Source organism: Ruegeria sp. BE3 (assembly GCF_056538865.1).
This window is the reverse complement of sequence record NZ_JBQFTW010000003.1, coordinates 94,318-120,590: the sequence shown is the minus strand read 5'-3', so window position 1 is coordinate 120,590 and position 26,273 is coordinate 94,318. Positions and strand designations below refer to the sequence as shown.

The 26,273-nt window shown below is 56.3% G+C and carries 16 protein-coding genes; 11 read left to right on the top strand and 5 right to left on the bottom strand.

Features of this window, described 5'->3' with window-relative positions; all coding sequences use genetic code 11:
- Positions 1-99 precede the first annotated feature (99 nt).
- The 10 genes from ACR0AZ_RS10225 to ACR0AZ_RS10180 all read left to right on the top strand — a co-directional run bounded on the left by ACR0AZ_RS10225 (position 100) and on the right by ACR0AZ_RS10180 (position 14,538).
- Positions 100-1,656 (top strand): sulfatase-like hydrolase/transferase, encoded by a 1,557-nt coding sequence (locus ACR0AZ_RS10225; protein WP_480667367.1) that lies wholly within the window; start codon positions 100-102, stop codon positions 1,654-1,656.
- 482 nt (positions 1,657-2,138) lie between these two features.
- The gene (locus tag ACR0AZ_RS10220) at positions 2,139-4,178 is read left to right on the top strand and encodes an ABC transporter substrate-binding protein (RefSeq protein ID WP_480667366.1); all 2,040 of its coding nucleotides are present in this window, start codon (positions 2,139-2,141) and stop codon (positions 4,176-4,178) included.
- 67 nt (positions 4,179-4,245) lie between these two features.
- Entirely contained in the window at positions 4,246-5,250 is a 1,005-nt protein-coding gene (locus tag ACR0AZ_RS10215) for an ABC transporter permease (protein ID WP_480472717.1), read from the top strand.
- 4 nt (positions 5,251-5,254) lie between these two features.
- Positions 5,255-6,382: an ABC transporter permease gene (locus ACR0AZ_RS10210; protein ID WP_480472719.1), complete on the top strand. Its 1,128-nt coding sequence runs from the start codon at positions 5,255-5,257 to the stop codon at positions 6,380-6,382.
- Positions 6,379-7,374: an ABC transporter ATP-binding protein gene (locus ACR0AZ_RS10205; RefSeq protein ID WP_480472721.1), complete on the top strand. Its 996-nt coding sequence runs from the start codon at positions 6,379-6,381 to the stop codon at positions 7,372-7,374. Before ACR0AZ_RS10210 ends, ACR0AZ_RS10205 begins: the two co-directional genes overlap by 4 nt.
- The gene (locus ACR0AZ_RS10200; protein ID WP_480658706.1) at positions 7,371-8,366 is read left to right on the top strand and encodes an ABC transporter ATP-binding protein; all 996 of its coding nucleotides are present in this window, start codon (positions 7,371-7,373) and stop codon (positions 8,364-8,366) included. The genes ACR0AZ_RS10205 and ACR0AZ_RS10200 overlap by 4 nt, the downstream gene beginning before the upstream one ends.
- Positions 8,367-8,560: 194 nt before the next feature.
- Entirely contained in the window at positions 8,561-10,246 is a 1,686-nt protein-coding gene (aspT, locus tag ACR0AZ_RS10195; RefSeq protein WP_480472725.1) for an aspartate-alanine antiporter, read from the top strand.
- Positions 10,247-10,264: 18 nt separating this feature from the next.
- Positions 10,265-11,881, top strand: a complete 1,617-nt coding sequence (locus ACR0AZ_RS10190; RefSeq protein WP_480667365.1) for a bifunctional aspartate transaminase/aspartate 4-decarboxylase — start codon at positions 10,265-10,267, stop codon at positions 11,879-11,881.
- Positions 11,882-11,970: 89 nt separating this feature from the next.
- The gene (locus tag ACR0AZ_RS10185; protein WP_480472914.1) at positions 11,971-13,836 is read left to right on the top strand and encodes a PAS-domain containing protein; all 1,866 of its coding nucleotides are present in this window, start codon (positions 11,971-11,973) and stop codon (positions 13,834-13,836) included.
- Complete coding sequence (locus ACR0AZ_RS10180; RefSeq protein ID WP_480472729.1) at positions 13,837-14,538, top strand: response regulator transcription factor; 702 nt, start codon at positions 13,837-13,839, stop codon at positions 14,536-14,538.
- 42 nt (positions 14,539-14,580) lie between these two features.
- Here the strand turns inward: ACR0AZ_RS10180 and ACR0AZ_RS10175 are convergent, their stop codons facing one another.
- The 5 genes from ACR0AZ_RS10175 to ACR0AZ_RS10155 form a co-directional block, all read right to left on the bottom strand.
- Complete coding sequence (locus ACR0AZ_RS10175; protein ID WP_480472731.1) at positions 14,581-15,891, bottom strand: HlyD family type I secretion periplasmic adaptor subunit; 1,311 nt, start codon at positions 15,889-15,891, stop codon at positions 14,581-14,583.
- Positions 15,875-18,007, bottom strand: a complete 2,133-nt coding sequence (locus ACR0AZ_RS10170; RefSeq protein WP_480667364.1) for a type I secretion system permease/ATPase — start codon at positions 18,005-18,007, stop codon at positions 15,875-15,877. Before ACR0AZ_RS10170 ends, ACR0AZ_RS10175 begins: the two co-directional genes overlap by 17 nt.
- Complete coding sequence (locus ACR0AZ_RS10165) at positions 18,004-19,248, bottom strand: TolC family protein (protein WP_480561562.1); 1,245 nt, start codon at positions 19,246-19,248, stop codon at positions 18,004-18,006. The genes ACR0AZ_RS10170 and ACR0AZ_RS10165 overlap by 4 nt, the downstream gene beginning before the upstream one ends.
- A gap of 85 nt (positions 19,249-19,333) precedes the next feature.
- Complete coding sequence (locus ACR0AZ_RS10160; protein WP_480472737.1) at positions 19,334-20,149, bottom strand: SapC family protein; 816 nt, start codon at positions 20,147-20,149, stop codon at positions 19,334-19,336.
- Positions 20,150-20,167: 18 nt separating this feature from the next.
- Positions 20,168-24,007 (bottom strand): Ig-like domain-containing protein, encoded by a 3,840-nt coding sequence (locus tag ACR0AZ_RS10155; protein WP_480667363.1) that lies wholly within the window; start codon positions 24,005-24,007, stop codon positions 20,168-20,170.
- Positions 24,008-24,227: 220 nt separating this feature from the next.
- On the opposite strand from ACR0AZ_RS10155, the gene ACR0AZ_RS10150 reads away from it, so the two are divergent.
- On the top strand, positions 24,228-26,273 hold the full coding sequence (locus ACR0AZ_RS10150; RefSeq protein ID WP_480667362.1) for a dockerin type I domain-containing protein: 2,046 nt from the start codon (positions 24,228-24,230) through the stop codon (positions 26,271-26,273).

Here is a 26,273-nt window from a genome sequence, read left to right as displayed (position 1 = left end):
ACCCATCAATTGCGATGGTGATACAGTAACTTCCAGTCTCTGATCGGCTGAAAACCAGTTGCGCCTGTTACGAAAGCCGGACACTGTCCGCCGCAAATCGTGAAACACCAATCGGAGAATGGCACCGTGGGTCAGACCGGGAATATTCTTTTTATCACCATCGATCAACTGCGCGCGGATTGCCTGAACGGAGCGCTTTCCGAACATGTGAACATGCCCAATCTGCGCGCATTCATGAGCGAGGCAACGGTGTTCAAGCGGCACTTTTCGGTCACGAACCCCTGTGGCCCTTCTCGGGCTTCGATGTTGACGGGACGGTATGCGATGAACCACCGGTCGATCCGGAATGGCACGCCGATGCGCCACGACACGCCGAATATCGCGACCGAGATGCGCAAGGCCGGCTACCGCCCGATGCTCTATGGGTACACCGATACATCGGTCGATCCTCGGGTTCTCCATCCCAATGATCCTGTGGCCAAAAGCTATGAGCACCCGATGGCCGGCTTCGACGAGATTGTCGAAATGCGGCTCGAAGAATCCTATCCGTGGCGATCTCATTTGCTGAAGAAAGGATACAAATTCGAGAACTATTTGGATGTCTATAAGCCCGTATCACCCGATGGCGGTACACCAAAGCTGAACGACCCGGCGCTTTATCGCGCCGACGACAGCGACACAGCGTTTCTGACCGATACGTTCCTGAACAGCATCGCTGCCTACGATAAGACCGATTGGTTCGCGCACCTGACCTACATCCGGCCTCACCCGCCATTGGTCGCGCCTGCACCTTACAATCGCATGTATGATCCGGCGCAACTGCCGCTGCCGGATACGCTGCCTTCGGCTGATGATGAAAAGGCAATTCATCCGTTTTTTGGACCACTGATCGACAAAAGCGATCTTCGAAACGCGGTTCTGGGTTTCGATGAGGTCGAACAAACCGAAGAAAATCTACAGACCCTGCGCGCCATCTATCTTGGGTTGGCGACCGAAGTTGATCATCACATCGGTCGGGTCATTCAATATCTGAAAGACAGCGGCCTTTACGATAAAACCCTTGTGGTGATCACCGCCGATCACGGCGAGATGCTGGGCGACAGGTTCTCATGGGGCAAGATGTCGGTCTATGACGCGGCATATCAGACGCCACTCATGATCCGTGCCCCAGGGGAAGGGGCGGGAAGGGTGGTTGCCGAGCCAACCGAATCCATCGATATATCGCCCACGATTCTGGACTGGGTCGGGCAGGTGGCACCCAATTCGATGGATGGCCGGTCCTTGCTGCCTCTGGTGCGGGGTGAGACACCTGCGGATTGGCGCAGCTACACATTCAGCGAGTTGGATTTCTCGGAGCCCGAAGATCCGTCACTGTGGCAGCACCGGCTGAAAACAGGAAACAGCGACTCTTGTCTGGGTATCTTGCGGGACGAGCGCTTCACGCTGGTCGAATTTGCCGCCGATCTGCCGCCTTTGTTGTTTGATCATCAAGGGCGCGGGGAGCATGAGAATGTCGCGGGCAAACCGGAATTCGCAACTGATCTTGCACGGCTGTGCCGCCAGATGCTGCGTCACCGGATGCGCAACACCGACCACACGCTTTCGCTTGATTCGATCACCGCGGAAGGTCCGAAATCTCAGCGTCGATATCACTAGATTCGTGGAAGGCGGGCCGCTTTTCCGGTCGGCTGCGCCTTCAGATTGATTATTATCCAGGCAGAGCAGTTCTGTATAAAGAAGTGTTTCTGGCCCAATAATTGGGCCTATTGCCCGTTCTGTCTGTAGTTGTAGGGAAAATGACCGAATGCTTGGGTTTTTGACCGAAAAATATTTTTGGTGACAAAAACATTAAAAAACTGTCACATCTTTATGGTCTTTTGCTGAATTGAAGAAAGACCTGAGTTTGCGGGCATGATGACGAAGACCAATGTGAATGACAGCATTGCCAACACGATGGCGCTGGGTGGGATGACACGACTAAACGGTACCGATCTGCTTCGGCAGCAGAGGGCCATTTCTGTCATCTCTCGGCAGTCACACAACGATCCGCACAACAATTCAGCCCAAGTATCACATCCGGTGTCATCCACCTGGTGTGCATCGCCATTTCAAAGACTCAAAACCAAGAGGGTTCCAAGATGAAAAGATTACTCCTATCCGGTGTTGCGGCGGTTGTGCTGCCCGGCGCCGCGTTTGCGGCCTGCCCGGCGATAACCGTGGCAGATTCGCAGGGCATCGCTGCGGGTGAGCATCCACAACAATACGAACTGGCAGAATTCCAATCCGCCGCAAATTGCGAGCTGAGCTTTTCAGAAAACCCGGCGATCGCCGATCTGAATGCCCGCATCAAGGGGAATGGCGATCTGCCAGCAGTGGCAGACCGTCTTCCCAGCGAGCCTTTGATCGTAGTGCCCTACGATGCGATCGGCCAGTATGGTGGTCAGTTCGATGCACTGTCGAATGCGACCGAATCCGGCACTTCGGATTTCCTGTCCGTGCGGCACACCAGCCTGGTGCGCTATGCGGACGATCTGCAGACAATTGTTCCTCACGTCGCCAAATCCTTTGAATGGAATGACGATTTCACTCAGTTGACCGTAACTCTGCGCGAAGGCCACAAGTGGTCGGATGGCGCACCGTTCACGTCGGCGGATGTGGTGTTCTGGTACAACAACCTGATGATGGACCCGAATGTCATCCCCGAAGCCAAAGATTATGCCCTGGCCGGTGGTGAGCCCATTGAAGTGGTCGCGCTGGATGAACAGACCGTTCAATTCAACCTCAAAGCACCCAAAGCTGGCCTGATCGAAACCTTCGCGTCCCAGTATGTACAGCCCTATCAGCCGATGCATTTCCTGGGTCAGTTCCACCCTGAAATCAATGCCGACGCGGATGCAAACGCGCAGGCCCTTGGTTATGAAAACGGCTATGATGCAATCAAAGCCTATTACGGCAACTCTGACTGGACCGACACGCCATCGCCCATGCTGACCGCGGGGGACAAGTTGGCGGGTCTGCCCAAAAACGCGGTCCCGACACTGGAGAGCCACATCCTTGTCGAGGAGACTGCGGAAGGCCGTCACCTGGTCGCGAACCCATATTTCTTCGCCGTCGACACGGCGGGTAATCAATTGCCCTATATCAATGAGCAGGACGAAGTTTACATCAGTGACTCGGAAGTGCGTTTGCTGAAACTTCTGAATGGCGAGGTGGATTACAAGGCGCAATCGGTTGTTCTGCCAAATGCCCCGGTGCTGCTGGAAGGGCAGGAAGCAGGCAATTACCGTATCGACGTGCGGCCGACAATTGCGATGCCGGCGGTTGCCTTCAACCTGACGCATGAAGATGAAGCAGTTCGCGAGGTGTTCAACGACCTCCGCTTCCGTGCCGCGATGTCGAACGCCATCAACCGGGACGAAATCAACGAGACAATCTATTTCGGTCTGGGTACTCCGCAGCAATATGTAGGCTTCTCTCCGGTTCCGGATTTTGTTGATCCGAAATGGGTCAGCTACGAAGCCTCGTTCGACCAGGATCGCGCCAGCGCTCTGCTGGACGAGGTTGGACTGGTGGATGCCGATGGTGACGGCAATCGCGACATGCCCAACGGTGATCCGCTTGTTCTGGACTGGCAGTTCTCATCGCAAGAGGTTTCCGCGGCTTTGGTCGAACTGATCGCGCAGAACTGGAAAGATATCGGGATCAACACCACCATCAAAGAGGTGACGCCGGACGAATATCGGTCGGCCCAGTCGTCGAACGCTTTGGACGTCCTGACGTGGACCGTGGGTTCACCTGTCGGCACAAATCTGGGTGACAATCAGCTGTGGGTGCCGCCGTATTCGGACTATTTCGGCTTGCGCCCTGCGATGGGTTGGGCTGAATGGGTCGACTCGGATGGATCGGCCGGTGTTGAGCCGCCGCAATACGCGAAAGACCTGATTGCAGGTATCAACGCGTTCCAGGCAGCAATTCCCGGCTCTGCAGAGCAAGGTGAGATCGGCAACAGCATGGTTGAATCGATGACAGGAAATCTGACATTCATCGGCATCATCTCGGCCCCATCGCCGGTATATGTCAGCAACAAGCTGAGCAACGTGCCTGAATTCAAAACAGCATCTTATGAATTCTATCGCACCTATCCTTACCGCGCATATCAATGGTCGCTGAGCGAATAATCGCGGATTGATACAATCGGAGGACGGGCGGCAACGCCCGTCTTCACGTCTTTATTGAAGGATACCCATGTTACAGTTCGCCCGATTTGCCGCGACCCGGGCGGTCATGGCACTGATCACGTTGGTGATCGTTTCACTAATCGTGTTCTCATTGATGGAGCTTGTGCCAGGTGACTGTGCCGAGCGCTACCTTGCCTACAAGAACACGCAAGGGCAGGCGATCACGCTGACAGATATTCAGAATGAGCGTATTCGTCTGGGTCTGGATCGCCCCTTTCTGGAACGCTGGGTCAGCTGGCTTTCCGGAGCATTTCGCGGTGACTTTGGCGACAGCTGTATCCTTCGGGTCGATATCGCACAATTGCTGGGCGACAAGTTCTGGGTGTCCCTGTGGATTTGCCTGGGCTCGCTGACGCTTGCCTACGCGATTGCCATCCCGGTCGGCATCATCTCGGCCGCGTCGCGCAATGCCTTTCTGAACAACACGCTGCGCATCGTCAGCTATCTGGGTCTGGCGATGCCAAACTTCTTGCTGGCGCTGATGGTGATGCTTTTTTCGACCATCTATTTCGGTGAAACGCTGACGGGGCTATTTTCACCCGAGTACAAAAACGCGCCCTGGTCCTGGGCGAAATTCGTTGACTTGATGAAGCATGCCTGGCTGCCAGTGTTTATCCTGGGCTGGTCGGCCACCGCCTTTGCGTTGCAAACCGTAAGGGCATTGATGTCTGACGAGATCGGCAAACTTTATGTCACTGCCGCCGCCGCACGCGGTATCTATGGTCGTCGCCTGCTATGGCGATATCCGGCTCGTCATGCACTGGGACCGATTGTGAACTCGCTTGGGTTTGACCTGAACCGTATCTTCAACGAATTGCCGATTGTGGCCCTGATCCTGACATTGACAGAAGCGGGATCGCTGCTGCTGGAGGCGCTGGCCCGATCAAATGACCAGCAGCTTGCAGGAGCGATCATCTTCCTACTGACGGCCTCCATCGTGACGCTGAACTTTGCCACCGACATTCTGCTCGCGGTTCTCGATCCGCGCGTCCGCAAGAGTATTCTGAGGTAAGCCGATGACTGCGATGACAAAACAACAGGCGAAAGAAGCCTATTTCACCGCATCTCAACGACAGCTGATCTGGGCGCGGTTCAAGAAACAACGCTCGGCCATGATTGCCGCCACGGTGCTGATGGTGTTGATTCTGTCTGGGATCTTTGCACCATTTCTGTCGCCTTACGATCCCACTGCCGCAGGGCGTGACAAGGACTATCTAAACGGCGCGCCGCAGATTCCGCAATTCTGCGACAAGAACGGCTGTTCATTGCGCCCGTTTTTGCATGAAGTGACGCGTGAACGCTCCTTGGCGACGAATTTCCGCTGGGTGGAGAAGGTCAACGAAGACGAGCGGCGTTACGTCCAGTTCTTCGTAAAGGGGGACCCTTACAAACTGTTTGGCTTCATCCCCGGTGACATCCACTTGTTTGGCACGGACACCGGCTATGTCCACCTGTTTGGCACCGATGCTGCCGGTAAGGATATTTTCAGCCGAACTCTGCACGCGGTTTGGACATCGCTTCAGGTTGGGACATTGGGGGTTCTGATCTCATTTGTTCTGGCCCTCGCGATCGGAGGGGTCGCCGGGTATTACGGTGGCATGATCGACAGTTTGATCCAGATGATCACGGATGCGGTGCGTACCATCCCCTCGATCCCACTGTTCATGGCCATCGCCGCCTTTATCCCGCCAGAGTGGTCGGCAGAGACGCGATTTTTCGTGATTACAGCCATTCTGGGTCTGGTTGGCTGGCCCACGTTGGCCCGCCGCGTGCGTACGCATCTGTTGACTGAACGCAATCAGGAATACGTCTTGGCCGCGCAACTCAGCGGAGCGTCACCCAGTCACATCATCCGCAAACACTTGCTGCCCAGTTTCACCAGTTATATCATCGTCGATCTGGTGATCACGTTCCCTTATGTGGTGCTCAGCGAAACCGCTCTCAGCTTTATTGGCCTCGGCCTGAAGGACCCGGTCAACAGTCTGGGCGTGATGCTGCAGAATGTGACCAGTGCCGACGTATTGCTGAATTATCAGTGGTATTTCATCCCGGTATTGTTCTTCATCGCGCTAGTGATGGCATTTGTATTTGTAGGCGACGGGTTGCGCGATGCAGCGGACCCCTATTCGGAGTCCAAGAAATGAGCCTGCTCGATGTTGAAAACCTCACCGTTCAATTCAAGACGGATGAGGGTCTGATCACCGCTGTAGACAACGTATCCTTTTCACTCGCTCCCGGCGAGGTGATGGGGCTGGTCGGTGAAAGTGGATCAGGCAAGTCGGTGACAGCCAAATCACTGATGAAGCTGAATGCCAATAACACCGTCTATGCGCCTGAGACCAAGATTAACCTGCATCTGGAGACAGGTCCGGTGGATGTGATGTCCTTGAAGCGCCCGCGTGACATGGAGGTTGTGCGCGGCGGTGCCATCAGCATGATCTTTCAGGAACCGATGGCCAGTTTTGCACCTGCTATGACCATTGGCAGCCAGATGGTCGAGCAATTGTTGATCCACACGGATATGAACAAAAAACAGGCCAAAGAGCTTTCGATCGAGATGCTGGACCGTGTCGGCATATCGGACGCTGCGACGCGGTTCGGACAGTTCGCCTTTGAGCTGTCCGGGGGAATGCGCCAACGTGCGATGATCGCCATGGCGTTGTCGACCAAACCCAAGCTGCTGATTGCAGATGAACCCACGACCGCTTTGGACGTCACCATTCAGGCACAGGTCATCGACCTGATGAAAGATCTGGTTTCTGAATTTGGGATGGGGATCATCTTCATCACTCACGATCTGGGCGTCGTCGCCCAGACCGCCGACAAGGTGGCTGTGATGTATCTGGGCCGCATCATCGAACAGGGTCCGGTGCGCGAGGTGATCCATGCGCCGACCCACCCTTATACGCAGGGCCTGATCGATGCGCTGCCTCAGCTGGACGATCTGGACAAGCCGCTCAAGCCCGTTCCTGGCGATATCCCGTCGCCGCTTGAGCGGCCCGACGGCTGCGTATTCCACACGCGCTGCGGCAAGATCATCGGCGACATCTGCAAAAACCAGGCCCCACATTGGAGCGATGTCGGCCCCGACCACCGCGCCGCCTGCCATCTCTGCACTGAAGGATCCGCCGCATGAGCGATAAACCCCTTATCAGCACTCAGGACCTTTCGGTCGGGTTCCAGATCGGCGGTAAGATTTTCAATAAGAGGATCCTCAAGGCCGTCGACCACATCACGCTCGATATTCCCAAAGGGACGTTCTTTGGCGTCGTTGGGGAATCGGGTTCCGGCAAGACAACGCTGGGACGCGCCCTGCTGAATGCCGTTCCCATCACGGGTGGCCACGCCACCTATGACGATGGTGAAGTGCAATACGACCTCGCTGAGATGAAACCCGCTGACCTGAAAGAGTATCGCCGCCGCGCGCAACTGATCTTTCAGGACCCTTATGCGGCACTCAGCCCGCGTATGACTGTGCGCGATATCATTGCCGAGCCGCTTGAGGTCATGGGTCTGACCAAAACGCGCGACGAAACCGACGCCCGTGTGCGCGAGATCGCTGCGAAATGCCGGTTGAACCTTGAGCATCTGCGTCGCTTCCCACATGCGTTTTCCGGGGGTCAGCGGCAGCGCATATCAATCGCGCGTGCTCTGGTGTCGGGGCCGAGTTTCGTTGTGGCAGACGAATCCGTCGCCGCGCTCGATGTCTCAATTCAGGCCGATATTCTGAACCTGCTAAAAAGCCTGCAGGAAGAGCTGGGCCTGACGTTCATGTTCATCAGCCACGATTTGAGCGTCGTAGCCCATACTTGCGATCATGTCGCTGTGATGTATCTGGGCCGCATTGTCGAAAGCGCCCCCACACGCCAGCTGTTCGAAGCCCCGCGCCATCCCTACACAAAGGCTCTGTTCTCGGCGATCCCCTCGCTTGATCCCGATGAGAAGGGCAAGGCGCAGAAGCTGGAGGGCGAAATACCGTCTCCTACGAACCCTCCGACCGGGTGCAAGTTCAACACACGCTGCCCTCATGCGATTGATATCTGCCGCCAGAAAGAGCCGCAGCTTGAACATGAAGACGCCACCCACTTGGTTCTCTGCCACCGATGGCGCGAGCTGATGGAGGCCTGACGCGACCTGTTTCTAAAAAACCTAGACATGCTGAGCACTTACAGTATCGTAACCGCATAGAATCTCGCGCTGGCACACCCGTGCCGGACAACTAGTCGGACGTTTGCGGACCGATCTGAATTTTTGGCGAATTGTGCCGAGGTCCATCTTTGTCACGTCCGGCTTTTGCCGAACCTGATATTGTGAGGTGAAGTATGCTCGATTGGCTGGTGAATATTCTTCAGACCTATCCTGAACTGGCGGTATTTCTATCCATCGGTATCGGTTTCCTTGTCGGCCCATGGAAGCTGATGGGGTTCAGTCTGGGCACCGTGACTGCAACCTTGCTGGCGGCGGTGGTGATCGGGCAGGCGCATATCGACATCGACTCAGCGGTCAAATCGACCTTCTTCATTCTGTTTATCTTTGCTGTGGGTTACGGTGTCGGACCTCAGTTCATGCGCGGCCTGAAGGTAGACGGCGCGCGCGAGGTTTTCTTTGCGCTCAGTGTCCTTGCTCTCTGTCTGGTGATTCCTGTCATAGCTGCGAAGGTGGCAGGGCTGGAATTGGGGTATGCCGCGGGACTTTATGCTGGCTCGCAGACGATCTCGGCGGCGATCGGGGTTGCGACCGATCAGATTGGCCAATTGGGCCTCTCGGCCGAGCAGGCCAAGACCTATGCCAACCAGATCCCAGTCGCGTATGCGGTCACCTATATCTATGGCACTATCGGTTCGGCCATAATTCTGGCCAAGATCGGGCCGCGCCTGATCGGCGTTGATCTGCCCGCCGCCTGTAAGGAATACGAGGCCAAGCTGGGTGGCGGTGCATCGGTGGAAACCGGTGAAGGCATCGTCTCGGCCTATCGCGCTATCGAAGCGCGGGCGTTTGAAATTCCTGCGGGTAGCGACCTGCTGGGCCAGCCGGTCAAGGATCTGATGCCGGGTGTACGCATTTATGCCGAACGACTACGTCGCGGCGATCAGGTGATCGAAGTAGACGACAATACTGTGCTTGAGGCGGGAGATGTCGTCATGTTCTCGGGTCGTCGTGCCGATCTTGTGACCCTGCTGGAAACCAATCTGAAAGAGGCTGACGCTCCCGATCTGTTAAGCATCCCGTCCGAAAAACTGGACGTGTTGATCACCAGTAAGGAGGTCCACAACAAGACCCTCGAACAGCTCAGCAAAATGTCGATTGCACGCGGTGTCTATGTTTCGAAGCTGACCCGCAACATGCTGGATCTACCGCTGCTGCCGGGCACCGTGGTCCATCGCGGGGACATTCTGACCCTTCAAGGTGCCAAACGCCACGTTGAGGCCGCCATCGCCGAGATCGGCTATGCTGATCGGCCTGTCGACACCACCGATCTGGCCTTTGTCGGCTGGGGTATTTTTATCGGCGGTGTGATCGGCACGCTGGCGATCATGATGGGAGGATTTCCCATCAGCTTGTCCACTACAGGAGGGGCGCTGTTGGCCGGTCTGGTACTGGGTTGGTTGCGGACGGTGCACCCAACCTTTGGCCGCATACCGGGGCCTGCGCTATGGCTGATGAATACGCTGGGTCTGAACGTCTTCATAGCGGTGATCGGGATTACTGCAGGGCCGGGCTTTGTCGCCGGGCTGCAACAAGCGGGGATTGCGTTGCTTCTTTGGGGGATCGTTGCCACTTCGCTACCGATGATCTTTGCGGTTTATGTCGGGCACTACGTGTTCAAATTTCACCCCGCTATCTTGTTCGGCGCCTGTGCTGGCGCACGAACGACCACGGCTGCCTTGGGTATGATCCAGGAGGCTGCCCAAAGCCGCATCCCGGCGCTTGGCTATGGGATGCCCTATGCCATTGGCAACACATTGCTGACCATTTTCGGAATGGTCGTTGTTTTGATCCTAAGCTGATTTCGAAAGGTTCGATCCATGGATAGACTCACGCTGCACGATTACGAAGCGCTCAGCCCGTTTCAGATCAAGGATGAGCTGATCCAACTGGCCTCGGCCGAGGCGCGCAAGGCCAACAGCGCCTTTCTGAACGCAGGTCGCGGCAACCCCAATTGGGTTGCCACCCGCCCGCGCGAGGCTTTCTTTGCGTTGGGTCAGTTCGCAGTGACCGAGTCCAAACGCGTGATGGACCATCCGGCAGGGTTAGGCGGTATGCCTGCTATAAAGGGCTGTCATGGCCGATTGCAGGACTGGGCCGCGGCAAATGCCGACATGCCAGGCGTCGATATCCTGCTGGAAGTTGTGGCCCATGCCATTTCAGCCTTCGCGTTCAACGCGGATGAGTTTGTCCATGAACTGACGGATTCCATCATTGGTGATAATTATCCTGTCCCGGACCGTATCCTGAAACACAACGCAGCCATCGCGCATGAATACCTGATGTGGGCGATGTGTGCGGGTCACCGTCCCGACGCGCAATTCGACCTGTTCGCGGTTGAAGGTGGAACAGCAGCGATGTGCTATATCTTCAAAACGCTGAAAGCGAACCGGCTGCTGAGTCCGGGTGACACCATCGCGCTCTGCACTCCGATCTTCACGCCTTATCTTGAGATGCCCGAGCTTGAGGACTACGCCCTCGAATCCGTGCATGTGGAAACGGATGAGGAAGACGGATTTCAGCTGACCGATGCCGCGGTGGAGAAGCTGAAAGACCCCAAGGTAAAGGCGTTCTTTCTGGTCAATCCGGGCAATCCTTCCTCGGTGGCGCTCAGCACCGCATCACTACGCAAGTTGGCTGATCTGGTTGAAAACCACCGACCCGACCTGATCGTGCTGACCGACGATGTCTATGGCACGTTCGTACATGACTTTACCTCGGTGATGGGCCATCTGCCGCGTAATACGATCGGAGTTTACTCTTATTCAAAGTACTTCGGCTGTACCGGCTGGCGTCTGGGTGTGATCGCCGTCGCGCAAGACAACATATTTGACCTGAAACTCGCCGAGCATCCCGAAGACATCAAACAGAAGTTGGACAAGCGCTATGGCACACTCAGCCTGACACCGCGCGATATCCGCTTTATCGACCGGTTAGTGGCCGACAGCCGGGATGTGGCACTGAACCACACGGCGGGACTATCGCTACCGCAACAGGTGATGATGACGCTGTTTTCACTGTGTGAGCTCGTAGATACCAAAAAAGCCTATCAGACCGCCTGCATGGAGCTGGTCCACCGCAGGTTCAAACTGCTGACCGAGGCGTTGGGGGTCGAGGTTCAGGCGGGCGAGCATTATGATGCATACTACGGCATCATCGACTTCGAATTCTGGCTGCGAAAGTATGTGGGTGAGGATGTGGTCACCTGGATCAAGCAGAATATCCACCCGCTCGATATCGCCTTCAAACTGGCCGAGGACTACGGCATCGTCCTGTTGAATGGCAGCGGGTTTGACGCCCCAAGCTGGTCAGCCCGCGTCTCTTTCGCCAATCTTCCGGACGAAGCCTATTCACAGATTGGAACTGCAGTCCGCTCGGTCGCGCGAGGATATGTGCAGGCCTATCGCGCTGCGAACAACCAACCGCTACACGGTTAGACAAGGCCCTACACCTGCGCCCGAACTGGTGTTACCCATAGGCGCAGGGGAGGACGGAATTGGAGATTACCGAACAGCGCATTAAGGCGATGACCACTTCTGGCTTGAACCTCATCGGCCAGGCGCTGTCGATCTACGACAGCAAGCTCCGTCTCGTGCTCAGCAATCTGCGTTTTCAAGAGATGTTTGACCTGCCGGAAGAACTCGTCCAGCCGGGGGCATTGTTCCGCGACACTATCCATTTTCTTGCCAGCCGCGGGGAATATGGCGCGGATGGCGCTGTTGAGGATATGGTCGAAAGCCGTGTCGCGCAGGCCCTGGCCTTTGAGCCTCATTACATGGAGCGTGTTCGCCCCAATGGTCAGGTGATCTCCATCGAAGGTGCACCACTGCCAAATGGTGGCTGGGTGGCCGTTTATACAGACATCACCCGAACCCGACAGGTCGAGGATCTGTTGCGCGCCCGGTCCGAAGAACTGTCAGGGCAGTTGCTGAGCCACGCCGAAGAGCTTTCGGCCACCAACCGCAAACTTGCTGCCACCATCACCGCGTTGGAAGAGGCCAAACGCCAGTTGACAGAGATCGAAGCCCGAACGCGGATGACGACCGAGATGATGCCTGCGCATATCGCGCATCTCGATGCCAACAAGCAGTATGACTATTCCAACCGCCGTCTCAGTTCGGTCATGCCGGGTCGCCCGTCAGAGATTCTGGGGCTCCATATATCTCAGGCTCTAGGTAAGGCGGCCTATGACCGGGTCAAACCGCACCTGGAGCAGGCCTATGGCGGGCAACCATCAGTGTTTGAATTCACCGAAGATCAGGATGCCCGGCGCATTCGCGTGTCCTTTACACCAGATCAGGTCGGCGGGGTTTATGTCATGTCGGTGGATATCACCGAAGAAACACAGGCACGCGTTGCCCTGCAGCAGACCCGTCGCCGCGCCATGGCTGCGCAAATGACAAGCGGGTTGGCCCATGACTTCTCAAACCTTCTGACCATTATCCTGGGGATGCAGTCTCGACTGGCCAAGATGGAGCTGCCAGAAGAGGCCGATAAACTTGTGGCGGCCACTCAGTCGACTGCGCGCCGTGGTGGTCAATTGCTGAACCGTATCGCCGACATGACCGGCAACCGAACGCCGCAGCCCAAAGCCACGGATATGCGCGGGCTGCTTGAGGATTTACGGGTTCTGGCGACTCCATCACTGCCACGCGGCATGGGGTTGTCTGTCGTGAACACTTTGCCTGACGCGCCTTTGATGCTTGATCCGGGGATGGTGCAGGACGCTTTGCTGAATCTGGTTCTCAATGCCCGTGACGCCTGTGGCAGCTCGGGACAGATAACCATCAGTGCCCACGCGATCGGAACGATCTGGGCCGAGGTCACGGTCTCGGACACAGGCCCTGGCTTTTCGCCGGAGGCGCTCGACAAGGCGCTGAACCCGTTTTTTACGACGAAGGGAAGCGATGGCTCGGGGTTGGGTCTGCCCATGGTCTACGACACTGTAAAACTTGCCGGAGGAGATCTGAGTCTGCGCAACACTCCATCCGGGGCATCAGTGGTAATGCGCTTGCCCTACCGTCCTGCGCCGCCGGCGAGATCGGGTCTTGTCCTGCTGGTTGAGGATAACGATGACCTGCGTGACCAGTTTCGCGACATGCTGGTCGAGCTGGGTTGCTCGGTTATCGAGGCAAGCTCGGCTGATGAAGCGCTTGAGTTGACGGCAGAGATTGATGACATCTCGCTAGTCGTGACCGACATCCGTTTGGAGGGGGAGGGGACTGGCATCGACCTTGTGGACCAGATCAACGGTGCGCTGCCCTGTATAATGATGACATCCCTGCCTCACTCCGATCCGCTGCACAATCAGGCATTGACCCGTGCGCCGGTCCTGCGCAAACCGTTTACTCAGGCGCAATTGTCGGCGCTGATCCGCACCGAGGCCGCATAGATGACAAATCCTTTGGTCACTATCCTTGATGATGAGCCCGAAATTCGGCGTATTCTGACCGATGCTCTGGAAGAGGCTGGATTTCGCACCCAGAGCTTTGCCAGGGCCCGCGAATTTGAAGCCTCGCTCAAACGTGTCACCCCGGATGTCTGTCTAGTGGATCTATCGTTGCCCGATACCGACGGCTTGGCGTTGGTGCATCGATTGGCGCTGGAGCAAGGTGCAGCGGTGATCATCATCTCGGGCCGGGCGCAAGTGCAGGATCGTGTCACCGGACTTGAGCTTGGTGCCGATGACTACATCACAAAACCCTTTGACCCCGCCGAAGTGGTTGCCCGTATCCGTGCCCGTCTGCGGTCGTCTGGCCCTGCGGTTCAAAGCTCGGATGTGGCCGAATTCAATGGTTGGACAGCCCAGTTCGATCGATATGTTCTGATTGATGCCGACGGTATCGAAACACCGTTCAGTCATGCAGAAGGTGAAGTGCTGCGTCTGTTTCTGGAAAGCCCCAAACGCCTGATCAGCCGTGCGCGGATGCAGGATATGCTGGGTGGAGGTGCTGGTGACAGTTTTGACCGCGCGATGGATGTCCGTATCTCTCGCTTGCGGACAAAGCTGGGCGAAGACCCTAAAAAACCACGCCTTATCAAAACAATATACGGTGCGGGTTATATCTTCCTCGGCGATGTAAGCTGGCATTGAACACTGCGGCGCCAGCTTGATGCGGCGCCGAACCGGGCCAAGCTATTCACGCAAAGCCTGATCTTTTACCTTCAGAACCGGTTGGATGAGGTAATCAAACACCGTTTTCCTGCCCGACAAGATATCAACCTCCGCAATCATTCCAGGGATGATCTCAACAGCCAAGCCACCCGAATCCAGCATGGTACCTGTGGTCTGGATCTCGACCACAAAAACCTCTTCGTCATTGCGCTCTGAGCGCGTAATCGTGTCGGCCCCGATGCGGACAATTTCACCATCCAGGCTTCCATAGCGCGAAAAATCGTAGGCTGTGATCTTGATCTTTACCGGCTGGCCCGGATGCAAAAAGGCGATATCGCCAGGTTTGACATAAGCCTCAACCAGCAATCGATCATCCAACGGAACAAGCTCGATCAATTCCTCACCGCTGCGCGCCAGACCGCCTATGGTGGTGCGATGGATGCGGTTCACGACCCCCCGCATGGGCGCGCGTATCTGCGCACGCGACACGCGGTCGCGCAAAGCGGGTAGCGCGGGTTGCAATGCAGCCAATTCTGCGGTCACCAGCGCCAAGTCGGTCAAGGCAGCACTGCGGAACCGGTTGCGAGTGGCGCGGACTTTGTCATCAACCTCATCAAGGCCGGTTTTCAATCTGCTGATTACCGCTTCTGCACGAACCTTGCGCCCCTTCCACTCCGCCTCGCTGCGTCGCAAAGCCAACAGAGTCGTCATGGGCTCCATACGTTGCTCTACCAATGGCACCATCAGTGCGCGTTCTTCCGCCAGAACATTCAGTGTTTCGACCGCTGTCACCTGATCGACCAGCCCCTCTTCGTATTCGCGCTGTCTTTGCTCGCGCTGTCTGTGAAGGATGGCAATTTCAGCCGCCAGTTCGGCTTGTCGACCCTGATACAGCGCCGTCTCAGAACGGACGACGCCGGGAGCACCACTCAGCAACTCACCACTGAATATCAGGTCTGTCCCATCGATTTCAGCTTGTAGCCGCTGGGCCCGCGCCATCAAGCCATAGACGCGTTGTTGTTCCTGACTCAGCTCGCGCGCAATCTGATTTGTGTCGAGTTCCATCAGCAAGGTGCCCGCATCAACCAGCAGGCCTTCTCGGACATGCAAAGCCCGCAATACGCCCGCCTCGGTGGCTTCAATCACCTGCACGTCACCCGAGGGCACAATCCTACCGTCGGCGCGCACCACATCGTCAAGTTCCGTGAAATAGGCCCAAATAAACGCACTGATCATGCAAACGGAAATCATGATCAACAGCAGCGAACCCCGAAGCGATGTGCGTCCACGCATTTCGCGGGCAAGAGTTTCAAGCTCAGGATGCCGCGACATTCAAATGCCTCCCGGTCTTGCGCACGTGTTGCGTGAGCAGGCTCTTGGACCCGTCGATGCCAACTTTCCCGTTTTCAATCACGATCACCCGATCGACAAGTTCGAGCAGGCTCGAACGATGTGTGACAACAACTACCGTTTCCTGCTGTGTGGCTGATTTCAGACGCCGTATGACCTCAGCTTCGGATTTGATGTCCATCGCGCTGGTGGGTTCGTCCAGCAGCAGAACCGGCGGCCGTCCAACAAGTGCCCGGGCCAAAGCAATTGCTTGTCGCTGCCCGCCCGACAAACCTTCGCCACGTTCAGCCACGCGCAGGTCATATCCGTGCGGATGCCGCGAGATAAAATCCTCAACCCCAGCCAACTGGCCCGCTCTGATCAAGTCTTCATCCCGAACCCGAAGCCCACCACTCGCGATGTTCTCTCGCACGGTGCCTGAAAACAGCCAGACATCCTGCAATACCGACCCGACATTGCGACGCAGATCGCCCGGATCGATTTGACGGATGTCCAACCCATCCAGCGTCACCGAACCCACCCGAGGGTGATAAAGCCCCAGCATCAATCGTGTGATGGTGCTTTTGCCTGAGCCGATCTGGCCGAGAATGGCAACTTTTTCACCTGGCTCAATGTTAAATGATACTCCATTCAAAGCATCATCCACTTGGTCTGGATAAGCGAAATAAACATTGTTGAACGAAATTCGGCCTTTGAATTTGGGATGACTTATCCATTGGCGTCCATCGGGCCTTTCGCTTTCAACATTCATCAAAGTGTCGAGATTGCGATAGGCGCTTCGCGCCTGATTGACACGCGTCAAGGTCTGAGCCAATTGCCCCAACGGTGCCAGAGCACGCCCGGTCAACATCACCGATGCGACAAGCGCGCCCATGCTCGTCTGCCCATCGGTAATAAGAAATACACCATAGAAGACGACCAAGACTTGTGCCGCCTGTTGCGTAAAACCGGTCAGGTTCAGTGCGAATTGTGTAATCGCCCTGGTGCGTGATCCGTGGTTCGATTGACGTTTGATCGCCTCTTCCCATCGAGATCGCATCAACCGCGAGGCTCCTGTGGTCTTGATCGTTTCAAGGCCTGTCAGGGCTTCAACCAGAACAGATTGTTTTGATTGGCCATCCGAAAAGCTTTGCTCAGCCAACCGGGACAGCATCGGTTGTATCGCAAGACCGGTCAGTAGGACGACTGGAATCGCCAAGGCAGGAATCAACGCCAGTGACCCCCCAACCAAATAGATCGTAAAAAGAAAAAGAGCGATGAAGGGAAGGTCGACAACAGCGACCAGAGTTGCCGAGGTGAAAAATTCACGAAGGGTCTCAAATTCGCGTACGGTATTGCTCGTAGCACCGGTTGACCCCGATTTCCCAGCCATGCCGATGTTGATCAACTGATCGAAAATGCGTCGACCCATCGCCAGATCCGCCCGCTCACCCGCGCGATCAATAAATCCTGCACGCAGTATCTTCAGTAAGAAATCGAAGAGTAGCGCAAGGCCGACACCAAGGGTCAAAGCCACCAAGGATGCTGTCGCTTCGTTTGGCAGCACGCGGTCATAGACGACCATGATAAAAACGGAAGTAGATAACCCGAGAATGTTGGCCAACGCAGCCGCCATCGCGACCTGCGCATATGTCCATCGGCTCGCGGCGAGCGCTGACCAGAACCAGTGGCCTTCGTGGACGTTCCGACCCGTTGTCGCGCGATCCTGATACGCTCTGCGAAAAAGCAACGCGTAACCAGTATAGTTGTCTTTCAGAGCGCTTTCGGGGATTTCCCCAATCCCTTCATCCAAATCGGGATCGAATATCAGAAAGTCACCGTTGTCAGACCGGCCATGATAGACCACTGCCCGCTCGTTTTCCAACAAGAGGATGGCGGGGAAGAGGGTCGTATCGAAATCAGGCAACTTCATTGAACCAAAACCCACCTGCAATCCGGCCCGCTGAGCGGCAGCGATGGCGTCGCGGATCGTCAGATTACCGCTCTTTCCTGATTGCGCAGCATGTATTGATGCGAGCGTCACAGGTCGATCGAGCGTTACGGCGACATTCAGCAAACACGCTTCCAACGCAGTAATAGGGCTGTCCTGAAAACTCATGGTGTCCCGTTCCAATTCGTGAAACTCAATTCGAGCAAATCAAGAATGTCACCGGTCAGGTTTAGAACGGCGTAATTGGTCAGAAAGTAACTCTGTTCCGCCAGGATTAACCTTTCCTGCGCATTCACGTAGTCCCGTTGAGCGTCCAGAATTTCGATCAGGCTGCGTCGACCGATGGTAAATTGTGCGCGGGCGGCAGTGACGCTTTCGGCATTGGCCTGCATCGCCAGCCGGGCTTCTCGCAAGCGATCCGCGCCCGCTTTCTGATCCGATCGTATAAACCCAAGTTCACGCCCGATTTCGCGGATCAAAACCTCACGCTCGGCCTCGACCTGCTTGACCTGTTCCTGCGCTGCGGCGATTGCGGCACGGCGTTGACCAGTGCTGTCGAGTTCGTAGTTAACCGACAAATCGACGCCGAAATCCGTATCCGAGAAATCATCGTGATTGGCAAAAGCGGTGAGGCGCACATCCGGTTTACGCCTGGCCTGAGCCGCAGCCCACTCGGCACGAGCAGCAACCAACGCGGCATCTGCACGTCTAATCTGAGGGCTATCAAGCACGATCTGCTCGTCGCTGCGACTGAGTTCAGGAGCAGGAACTGCGGGAGGAAGAGTTCCCGCAGGTATTCCGAACACTTCCTGAAACCGGGCCTCAGCACGATCCACCCTTGTTCTTGCATCAGCAAAACGTGTTCGCGCATCTGCGGCGCGAGATTGTGCTATAAGAATATCGGCCCGAGATCCAACGCCGCTGTTCACCCGTTCAGAAATTTGTTGCTCAATTTCTTGGTGAACCTCAACATTGCGCTGCGATATGTCATAGATTTTGCGGCGATCCAAAACCACGACATATGCCTCTATCGCAGACAGAGCAGTCGCCGCAGCGGTTTGCAGTTGATCGCCACGGCTTTCCAGCACGCGCGCGCGTGCGGCAGTAAGCGAATTGGCGGCAGCTCCGCCGTCATAGACAAGCTGTGATACACGCACGTAAGGGGTGAGGTCTTCCCGATCCGAATACGTTCGTTCCGAACGCGCATTGAGCCCCAGTGAAACCTGGGGTAGAAATTCACCTCTCGCGGCATCACGATTGGCTTCTGCAATTCCCATCCGTGATGCGCTCTGCGCCAGAGCAGGGCTGTTTTGAACTGCAGCGCGAACGCGTTGTCCAAACCCACTTCGGATCAATGTTGTCGAAGGGTTTATTGCACCGGAGCCTGTCGATCCGTCGGCAAAGGACATGGAAACCTGCGTTAATTCAGGAGTTTGAGCGCAGGCCGACGTCAGAGCCAAGAACACGAGGGAAGAATAACATCTCAAGCCAGACCTAACCCTGCGCATAGGTCACCCGATTTTCATGCTGCAAACGGATCATGTCTTGACCCAACGCTGAGACGAACCCGCATAAGCCGGAGTTCGGCTTTGGTCGGTATTTCTGCCGCTGGCTTTGTGCTTCTGACAGCCACTCGCAATGTGACAACGAAACCTGGTGTGCGTGGATCATCCGCAACGCGGTGACGGGGATGGGTTCATTGGAACCCGAGCCCAAGTATTCAGCCAACTCGTCTTCGTCGACCATCAACAGCTCAGGCAGAGAATTTGACCCCGAAGCAGGCCCGAACCGAGAAAACAAGCCCAAAGACTGAATTCGCTTGCATATTTTGTGCGTCTCTCGCACCGCAGCTTCGCGCATTCGGAAGAAGTCCAGAACGCTCTGCAGTTCGGTCGTAACACGCCCGTCTCTCGTGAAGAAAGGCATGTCTTCTGGATCGGATGAAATAAGGCCCGATGCTTCATCGACCAGAAGTCGGTATTGCTTTTCACTCAAGCGCTCAGCTCGAAATGGAAAGCACCGAAGGGCGGACGGCACGTAGCAAGCGAGCCATTTACCATCGTCAGAGACAAACGGCGACGTGAGCCCTGCTGTCATGGAGAATAGAGCAACAGGTTCGATACGCTCGCCATCCGACTGAAAGAGCATCGGATATGCAGCCGCTACTTGCAGAACCTCGGGACTGACCACGGGACAAGTAACCTGGCTGGCAGCAAAATCGTAAGTGGTGAAACGCTGCCAGTACCGATGCCCATGCCGTTCATGAGTTACAGGAACAACGCCAATATTTGCCATGATTTTATCATCCATCTGCACCACCAGCCTCAATCAGGCGCTTGCACCCGTTGGGTCCGAAAGCAAAATATTATCTGCATTGAGATCAGTCAGATCAGCGAGCCCATCGAACTGTGCTATCGTCTCAACTGTGGCGGTATCAGATGATGAGTAATCGACTTTCACCAGAAGACTGTCATTCCCATCCGTTGCCATCAGATAGATTTCGTCACCCGCTTGCGCCCCGCCAAAGGTTTCCGCTGCGGCTGCAATCGTGTCGCTATCGAGGTCCGATAATGCCGTCTGCAATCCGACGAAGCCTGTGTCTTGCCCTATCGATCCTCCGAGGTTCAGGCTCTCAAAACCGGTGCCGTTTCCACGCAAGCTGCTGGTATCGAGCCCCGCGAACCTGATTGCATCGGTGACTTCGGCAGCGGGCCCCAAAGTGAAGCCCGTGATCGTATCTGTGCCGTTGATCGTTGGATCAACCTCGAACACGACAACGTCCCGTCCTGCGCTGGTGAGGTCAATCGCATCGTCGCCGCCAGCCCCGCGAATGACATCGTCAAGGGCGCTTGCAGTCAGCGTATCGGCCCCATCCGTTCCCAGGTGAAACTGAGATGGGCCGCCATCCGGGGTTGTTAGTGACAAGATGATCGGCTGCGACGCATCCTGTACGGTCATCGTGAACGTCATGATAGGTTGTGACAAATCACTAAAACTTGTCGAAGCACCTGCGAAACTGATGGTTGCAGCCCCTTGCGGATTTGCGAGGAAGAAGGTGAAATCGCTGTTTTCAACCTCCGAGCTGGTATCATAGGTTGCAACCGCCGGGTCAAACCCAAGATCCGCAGTAAAATCCAGCCCCCCCGAGATATCTCGGTCTGGGTCGGCATAAACTTCGAAGGTCACTGTCGATCCGCTTCGACCAGCTTCAGCGATCGTGTAGGCCGCAGGCATGTGGGCGATGGCCTGATTGGTGGCGGGCGTAGGGTCTTGTCCCGCTGCAACCGATGCCTGCGCCTCAAAGCTCAGGTCGTCCCCGGCTTCGACAGATACGAACTGTGAAGCCGGGATGCTGAGCGACCAGGAGCCATCGACGGCAACAGTCCCGCTGCCTACCGGAGCGCCATTGAACGTAACTGTAACGGCCTGTCCGGCACTCAGCCCAACCGAACTACCTGTAATCGTGGTGCCGCCATTCTGCAAATCGCTCAGCGACAGAGCCTCATTGGTTCCTACGTCGCTCATACTCAGTATCGGGCGGAAATCCGTGGTAAGAGATGTCGTGGCATTCGCAGCCGCATTTCCCGCGGCATCTTGCACTGAAGCAGTGATCGAGAACGTACTCGCGTCCGCCAAAGCGGCCAGATCCAGTGCGGGAACCGTTGCGACCCAACTGCCGTTTGTCACGGTCGCAAAATAGTCCTGGCCATTCAGGTTGACGGTAACGATTTGACCATTCTCTGCGCTTGTTGCGCCGGTGATCTGCAGATCCGTCGCTTGTTCGAGAACATCCAGAGTTCCCCCGACCGCAAGCGCATCTAACGAGAGGGTGGGTGCGCTCAGATCGGTATCAAAGCTGGTATTTGTGCTCGCGCTGTTGCCTGCGGCGTCCGAAACAGAAGCTTTTATCTGGTAGGTTGCTCCATCCTGCAAACCACTCAGATCGCCCGAGGGGGCCACATAATTCCAGATCCCGCCGCTTACGGTCGTTGTGCCGTTTGTTTCGAGCGAACCGTCAGGGCGACGTATCTCGATTACAATTTGTGAGCCGTCGACAGCATCAGAGGTGCCCGAGATCGTCAGGCCGCTGTCCCTTTCAACCCTGTTCAAAACAGCCCCCCCAGATGTCGTTGTGATTGAAAGGGAAGGTGCAGAGAAATCCGTGTCAAAGCTGCCGGTTGCCTGCACTGCAGGGTTGCCGGCGTTATCAGAGATGTCAGCGGTTACATTAACTGTTGCCCCATCCGACAAAGAACTGAGGTCGGCCGTCGGTACCGTTACGCTCCATGCGCCGCTCATTGTGGTTCCGGTGTACGGCTGGCCTTCGAAGGTAAGCGTCACTGTTTGACCGTCTTCGGCGGTTGTCGACCCGGTGATAACCAAATCCACGCCTTGCTCGGTGGCATTCATCACCGCACCCGCCGAGAATGTATCAATACTCAGCGATGGCGGGGTCGCATCCTTAACAAACCCGAGCCCTGCCTGCGGCGCGTTAAGTCCATCGCTATCACTCACATCAGCGGTTAACGTGAAGGCTTCACCATCTGCCAACGTTGTAAGATCCGCGCTGGGGATACTAACGTTCCACGCACTGCCGGAGACAATTCCAGTATAGGTTTGACCATCCAGAGTGACTGTGACGGTCTGACCATCTGCAACATTCCCAACCGTGCCACTTACCACCAAATTCGAACCTGCCTCAGCCGCATTGAGCATGTCCCCAACCGACAGCGGATCGATGGCGATAGATGGACCCGTCAGATCTACGGGCACAGACACCGAGACCGGCGTTGCGGGGTTGCCTGCGGAATCTGTGACAGCGACCGAGATGGCGACGGGGGTGCCCGTCGACAGGCTAGCAAGATCTGCGTTCGGAATAGTCAGGCTCCAACCGCCTCCGGACACAGCGCCGGTGTAGTTTTGTCCGTTGAAGGTAACGGAAACCTGCTGACCGTCCTCGGTGTTCGACGATCCGTTCAGAACCAGATCGGCGCTCACGTCAATCAATTCGATTGATCCTCCGGCAACGGGGTTCAGAGTCAGCGTGGGCGCGCTGAAATCGGTGTCAAAACTGCCACTTGCTTGTACTGCCGGGTTACCGGCGAGATCGGAGACGTTCGCGGTTACCGATATCGTCGCCGCATCTGATAGCGAGGCAAGATCGCCCGCGGGGACCGTAACGCTCCATCCTCCGTTCGTAACGGTGCCGCTGTAATCCTGACCGTTGACTGAAACTGTCACTGCCTGTCCGTTCTCAGCATCGGTTGCTCCAGAGATTGTCAGGTCGATCCCCTGTTCGGCTGCATTCAGAACCGCGCCGTGGGAAAAGGTGTCGATGGAAAGAGTTGGGGGTATGGTATCGACATCAAACTGCGCAACCCCAACCGACAGAACTGTTCCATCACCGTCGTGATATTGAACGGTCACGGCCGAAATCCCCTGAGAGAGGGCCTGAGCCTCGGCCTGTGTTAACGACACGCTCCAGCTTCCGTCGACTGCTGGGGTAGCGGTTTTGGTAACCGTTCCAATCATGACTTCAACTGACGCCGTCCCATCAGGTGCAACAGTCTGTGTGCTGATATCGCTGAGCGCGTTAGATTGCAGCTCAGCAAGATTTAGGCTTGGAGGTCGTGGCGTGGGGGGAACCACGGAAGGTTCCTCGGTACTCTCATCATCACGACCACCACCACCGCCGCCGCCTCCGGCGGCGGCTGCCGCACCAGCAAGGCCGAGACCGCCCAACGCCAGTCCGGCACCGCTGATGCCACCGCCCGCAGCGGCTGCGCCCGCAACTTCAACAGCCGCGAGTTCTGCAATTTCCATCGCAGCTTCGTCAGCGACCATGATGGAACCGTTTTCAAGAACCTGAATGTTCTCGGCCCCTACTACGACGGTACGCCCGTCCATCATCTTCAGTTGCACGTCCCCGTTCGGCATGAGTTGTGCCGAGCGCACACCAGTAATTGCTTCGGCAAACTGGAACGAAGAAAGCGCGTCATCCGTAGCCTGCGCCAGCGCAGGCAGAGCCATTAAGGTGGTGCTCAACCCCCCCAGCAATCCGCGCCCGGCCCAGCGTTGAAGCTTTTTGTCGATCCAGCTGCGCGTCTGTCCGTTGTGTTGTGATGTCTCGGAGATCTGAGTATCGGTCGAATCGATGTCTTTGGTCATCTTCCCTCACAATCGGTGATCGCGTTCTGTCAGTCGACAGATGGCAACCCGCCGGAACCGGTTGGTCTTCCCGTCCTGATGGCAATGGGGCCAGATGGGAAAACTTGAATAAAACTGAAACCGAAGTCCTTGTTTTCACCACATTCCTGCTCTGGTTTCGCACCGGAGCATCGGGTCATTCTGATTGCAGTGCCAATGTTGGCATTGGGGGCAAACAACGATGATGCTTCAGTTCGACAGAGTGGTTGCAACGGGGACCGCAGCGCTCGATTCAGGTATCGGCGATCTGGCTTTAAAAACGTTTAACAGCGAAACGTACCTCTATAGTGCGACCGGGCTGCAGGGGGGGATTGCCTCGTGGCACCTGACAGATACCGCTGCTCCGGTATTGCAGGATCAGGAATACTTTGGGGCCTCCATCGCGCAGCAGGTCGGGCGAGGCGGAGCACTTGTTACTTTGGGCACCGAGACCCGGTTGATATTGGATGTAGATACCGCTGCGGGGCTGGTCGGGTATGATCTGAACACCGATGGGACCATCGGTGCGCTGCAAGAAACCACGGGGCTTTCGGGCGGAGGCGATATCTCGGCCGTGGCGCAATCCGCGATCGGGACCGACAGTTTTCTGACCCTCGCGCACACGGATAGCGCCCAGATTGGCACCTATCGCGTGAACGGAGATGGGTCTCTGACCCTGACGAGTCTGACCTCGAATCGCGCGGACGCGATGCAGGCCGCGCAATCGGGTGGAAACCACTTCATACTCACGGTGGATACGGCAAGCAGCACGATCAGAAGCTTTGCCGTAGATCCCAACACGGGGGCTCTGACCCTCACGGATGGGGCCGCCAGCCTTCAAACGTTGGGTATCGGCACGCCGACTGCGATTGAGGCGGTGCAGGCATACGGCAAGTCTTGGGTTGTTGTCGCAGGCGCGGACAGCAATTCCATTAGCGTCATGAACCTGAGCAGTAACGGAACGCTCAAAGCAACCGATCACGTGCTTGATACATTGCATACTCGATTTGCATCGGTGCAGGACCTTTCGGTGATCGAAGTTGATGGCCGCGTCTTTGTCGTCGCCGGGGGTGGGGATGACGGCATTACCTTGTTTACAATGACCCCGGATGGTCAGCTGATCCATATGGACAGTTTCGAAGACACAACCGCAAGCGGGTTGCAGAATGTCGAAACGCTAGGCGTTGCGCATATCGGAGACGAGCTGCAGATCTTTGCAGCCTCACAACAGGATCCGGGCCTCACGCAATTAAGTGTTTCGGTCTCAAATCTAGGTGTTATCGATCAAGGTTTTGGGTCGCTCAGCGGTACAGCCGGGGATGATATGCTGAAAGGCGGGCTCCTGGATACCAATCTGAACGGCGGGGCAGGGGATGACATTCTGATCACGGGCACCAGCGCAACCACCATGACGGGTGGGACGGGCGCAGATATCTTCGTGCTGCGCGAAAGCAGCGGTGTCACAACCATCACAGACTTTGAGGTCGGAATCGATCGGCTTGATCTGACCGACTATTCATTTCTGCGCTCCCCGGCGCAATTGAGTTTTACCACAACCGCGCAAGGTGCTCGAATTGCATATCGCGAAGAAACGATTGAGGTAATTTCGGCGCAAGGCACCTCTCTAACCAGCACGGATATCTTTGGCACCGGCTTTGACGGCCCGGACCATATCCCAACAAATCTTGGCAGCGGACCGGACAACAATGCATCTGATGGGGTTTCCGGCCCGGTTACCATTGACTCAAGCAGCCAGAACCCGGCGTTGACCGATGCGGAAATCAGGTTCACTCCTGACGGCGGCGCAACCGTCGTGGCACAGGCGGATGAGCAGGGCGTATTCGATCTGAATGTCCCCGATGGCACCTTTTCCGGCAAGCTGGATATCGTCAAATCCTATTCGAACGCGAGCAATGATATCACCGCCCTTGATGCGCTTCAGGTGCTACGCATCGCGGTCGGGCTGGACCCAACCTGGGGACCCGCGACACCTCAGAACCTCATAGCGGCAGATGTCACGCAGGATGGAAAGGTGAGTGCACTGGACGCTTTGGTCATTCTGCAAACTGTCGTCGGCCTACCCTCTCCACACGAACCGGAGTGGGTGTTTCTGGAGGCGGATCAGGACCTGTCAGGGATCACCAGAAACAATGTCGACTACACTACAGGAACGGATATCACCATTGTCGATGGTGCATTCACCACCGACATGACATCAATCCTGCTCGGCAATATTGAGGCCCCGTAA

Coding starts and splice junctions, on each gene's coding strand:
- ACR0AZ_RS10220 (WP_480667366.1), top strand. CDS start 2,139: ATGAAAAGATTACTCCTATCCGGTGTTGCGGCGGTTGTGCTGCCCGGC.
- ACR0AZ_RS10215 (WP_480472717.1), top strand. CDS start 4,246: ATGTTACAGTTCGCCCGATTTGCCGCGACCCGGGCGGTCATGGCACTG.
- ACR0AZ_RS10210 (WP_480472719.1), top strand. CDS start 5,255: ATGACTGCGATGACAAAACAACAGGCGAAAGAAGCCTATTTCACCGCA.
- ACR0AZ_RS10205 (WP_480472721.1), top strand. CDS start 6,379: ATGAGCCTGCTCGATGTTGAAAACCTCACCGTTCAATTCAAGACGGAT.
- ACR0AZ_RS10200 (WP_480658706.1), top strand. CDS start 7,371: ATGAGCGATAAACCCCTTATCAGCACTCAGGACCTTTCGGTCGGGTTC.
- aspT (WP_480472725.1), top strand. CDS start 8,561: ATGCTCGATTGGCTGGTGAATATTCTTCAGACCTATCCTGAACTGGCG.
- ACR0AZ_RS10190 (WP_480667365.1), top strand. CDS start 10,265: ATGGATAGACTCACGCTGCACGATTACGAAGCGCTCAGCCCGTTTCAG.
- ACR0AZ_RS10185 (WP_480472914.1), top strand. CDS start 11,971: ATGACCACTTCTGGCTTGAACCTCATCGGCCAGGCGCTGTCGATCTAC.
- ACR0AZ_RS10180 (WP_480472729.1), top strand. CDS start 13,837: ATGACAAATCCTTTGGTCACTATCCTTGATGATGAGCCCGAAATTCGG.
- ACR0AZ_RS10175 (WP_480472731.1), bottom strand. CDS start 15,891: ATGTCGCGGCATCCTGAGCTTGAAACTCTTGCCCGCGAAATGCGTGGA.
- ACR0AZ_RS10170 (WP_480667364.1), bottom strand. CDS start 18,007: ATGAGTTTTCAGGACAGCCCTATTACTGCGTTGGAAGCGTGTTTGCTG.
- ACR0AZ_RS10165 (WP_480561562.1), bottom strand. CDS start 19,248: ATGTCCTTTGCCGACGGATCGACAGGCTCCGGTGCAATAAACCCTTCG.
- ACR0AZ_RS10160 (WP_480472737.1), bottom strand. CDS start 20,149: ATGGATGATAAAATCATGGCAAATATTGGCGTTGTTCCTGTAACTCAT.
- ACR0AZ_RS10155 (WP_480667363.1), bottom strand. CDS start 24,007: ATGACCAAAGACATCGATTCGACCGATACTCAGATCTCCGAGACATCA.
- ACR0AZ_RS10150 (WP_480667362.1), top strand. CDS start 24,228: ATGATGCTTCAGTTCGACAGAGTGGTTGCAACGGGGACCGCAGCGCTC.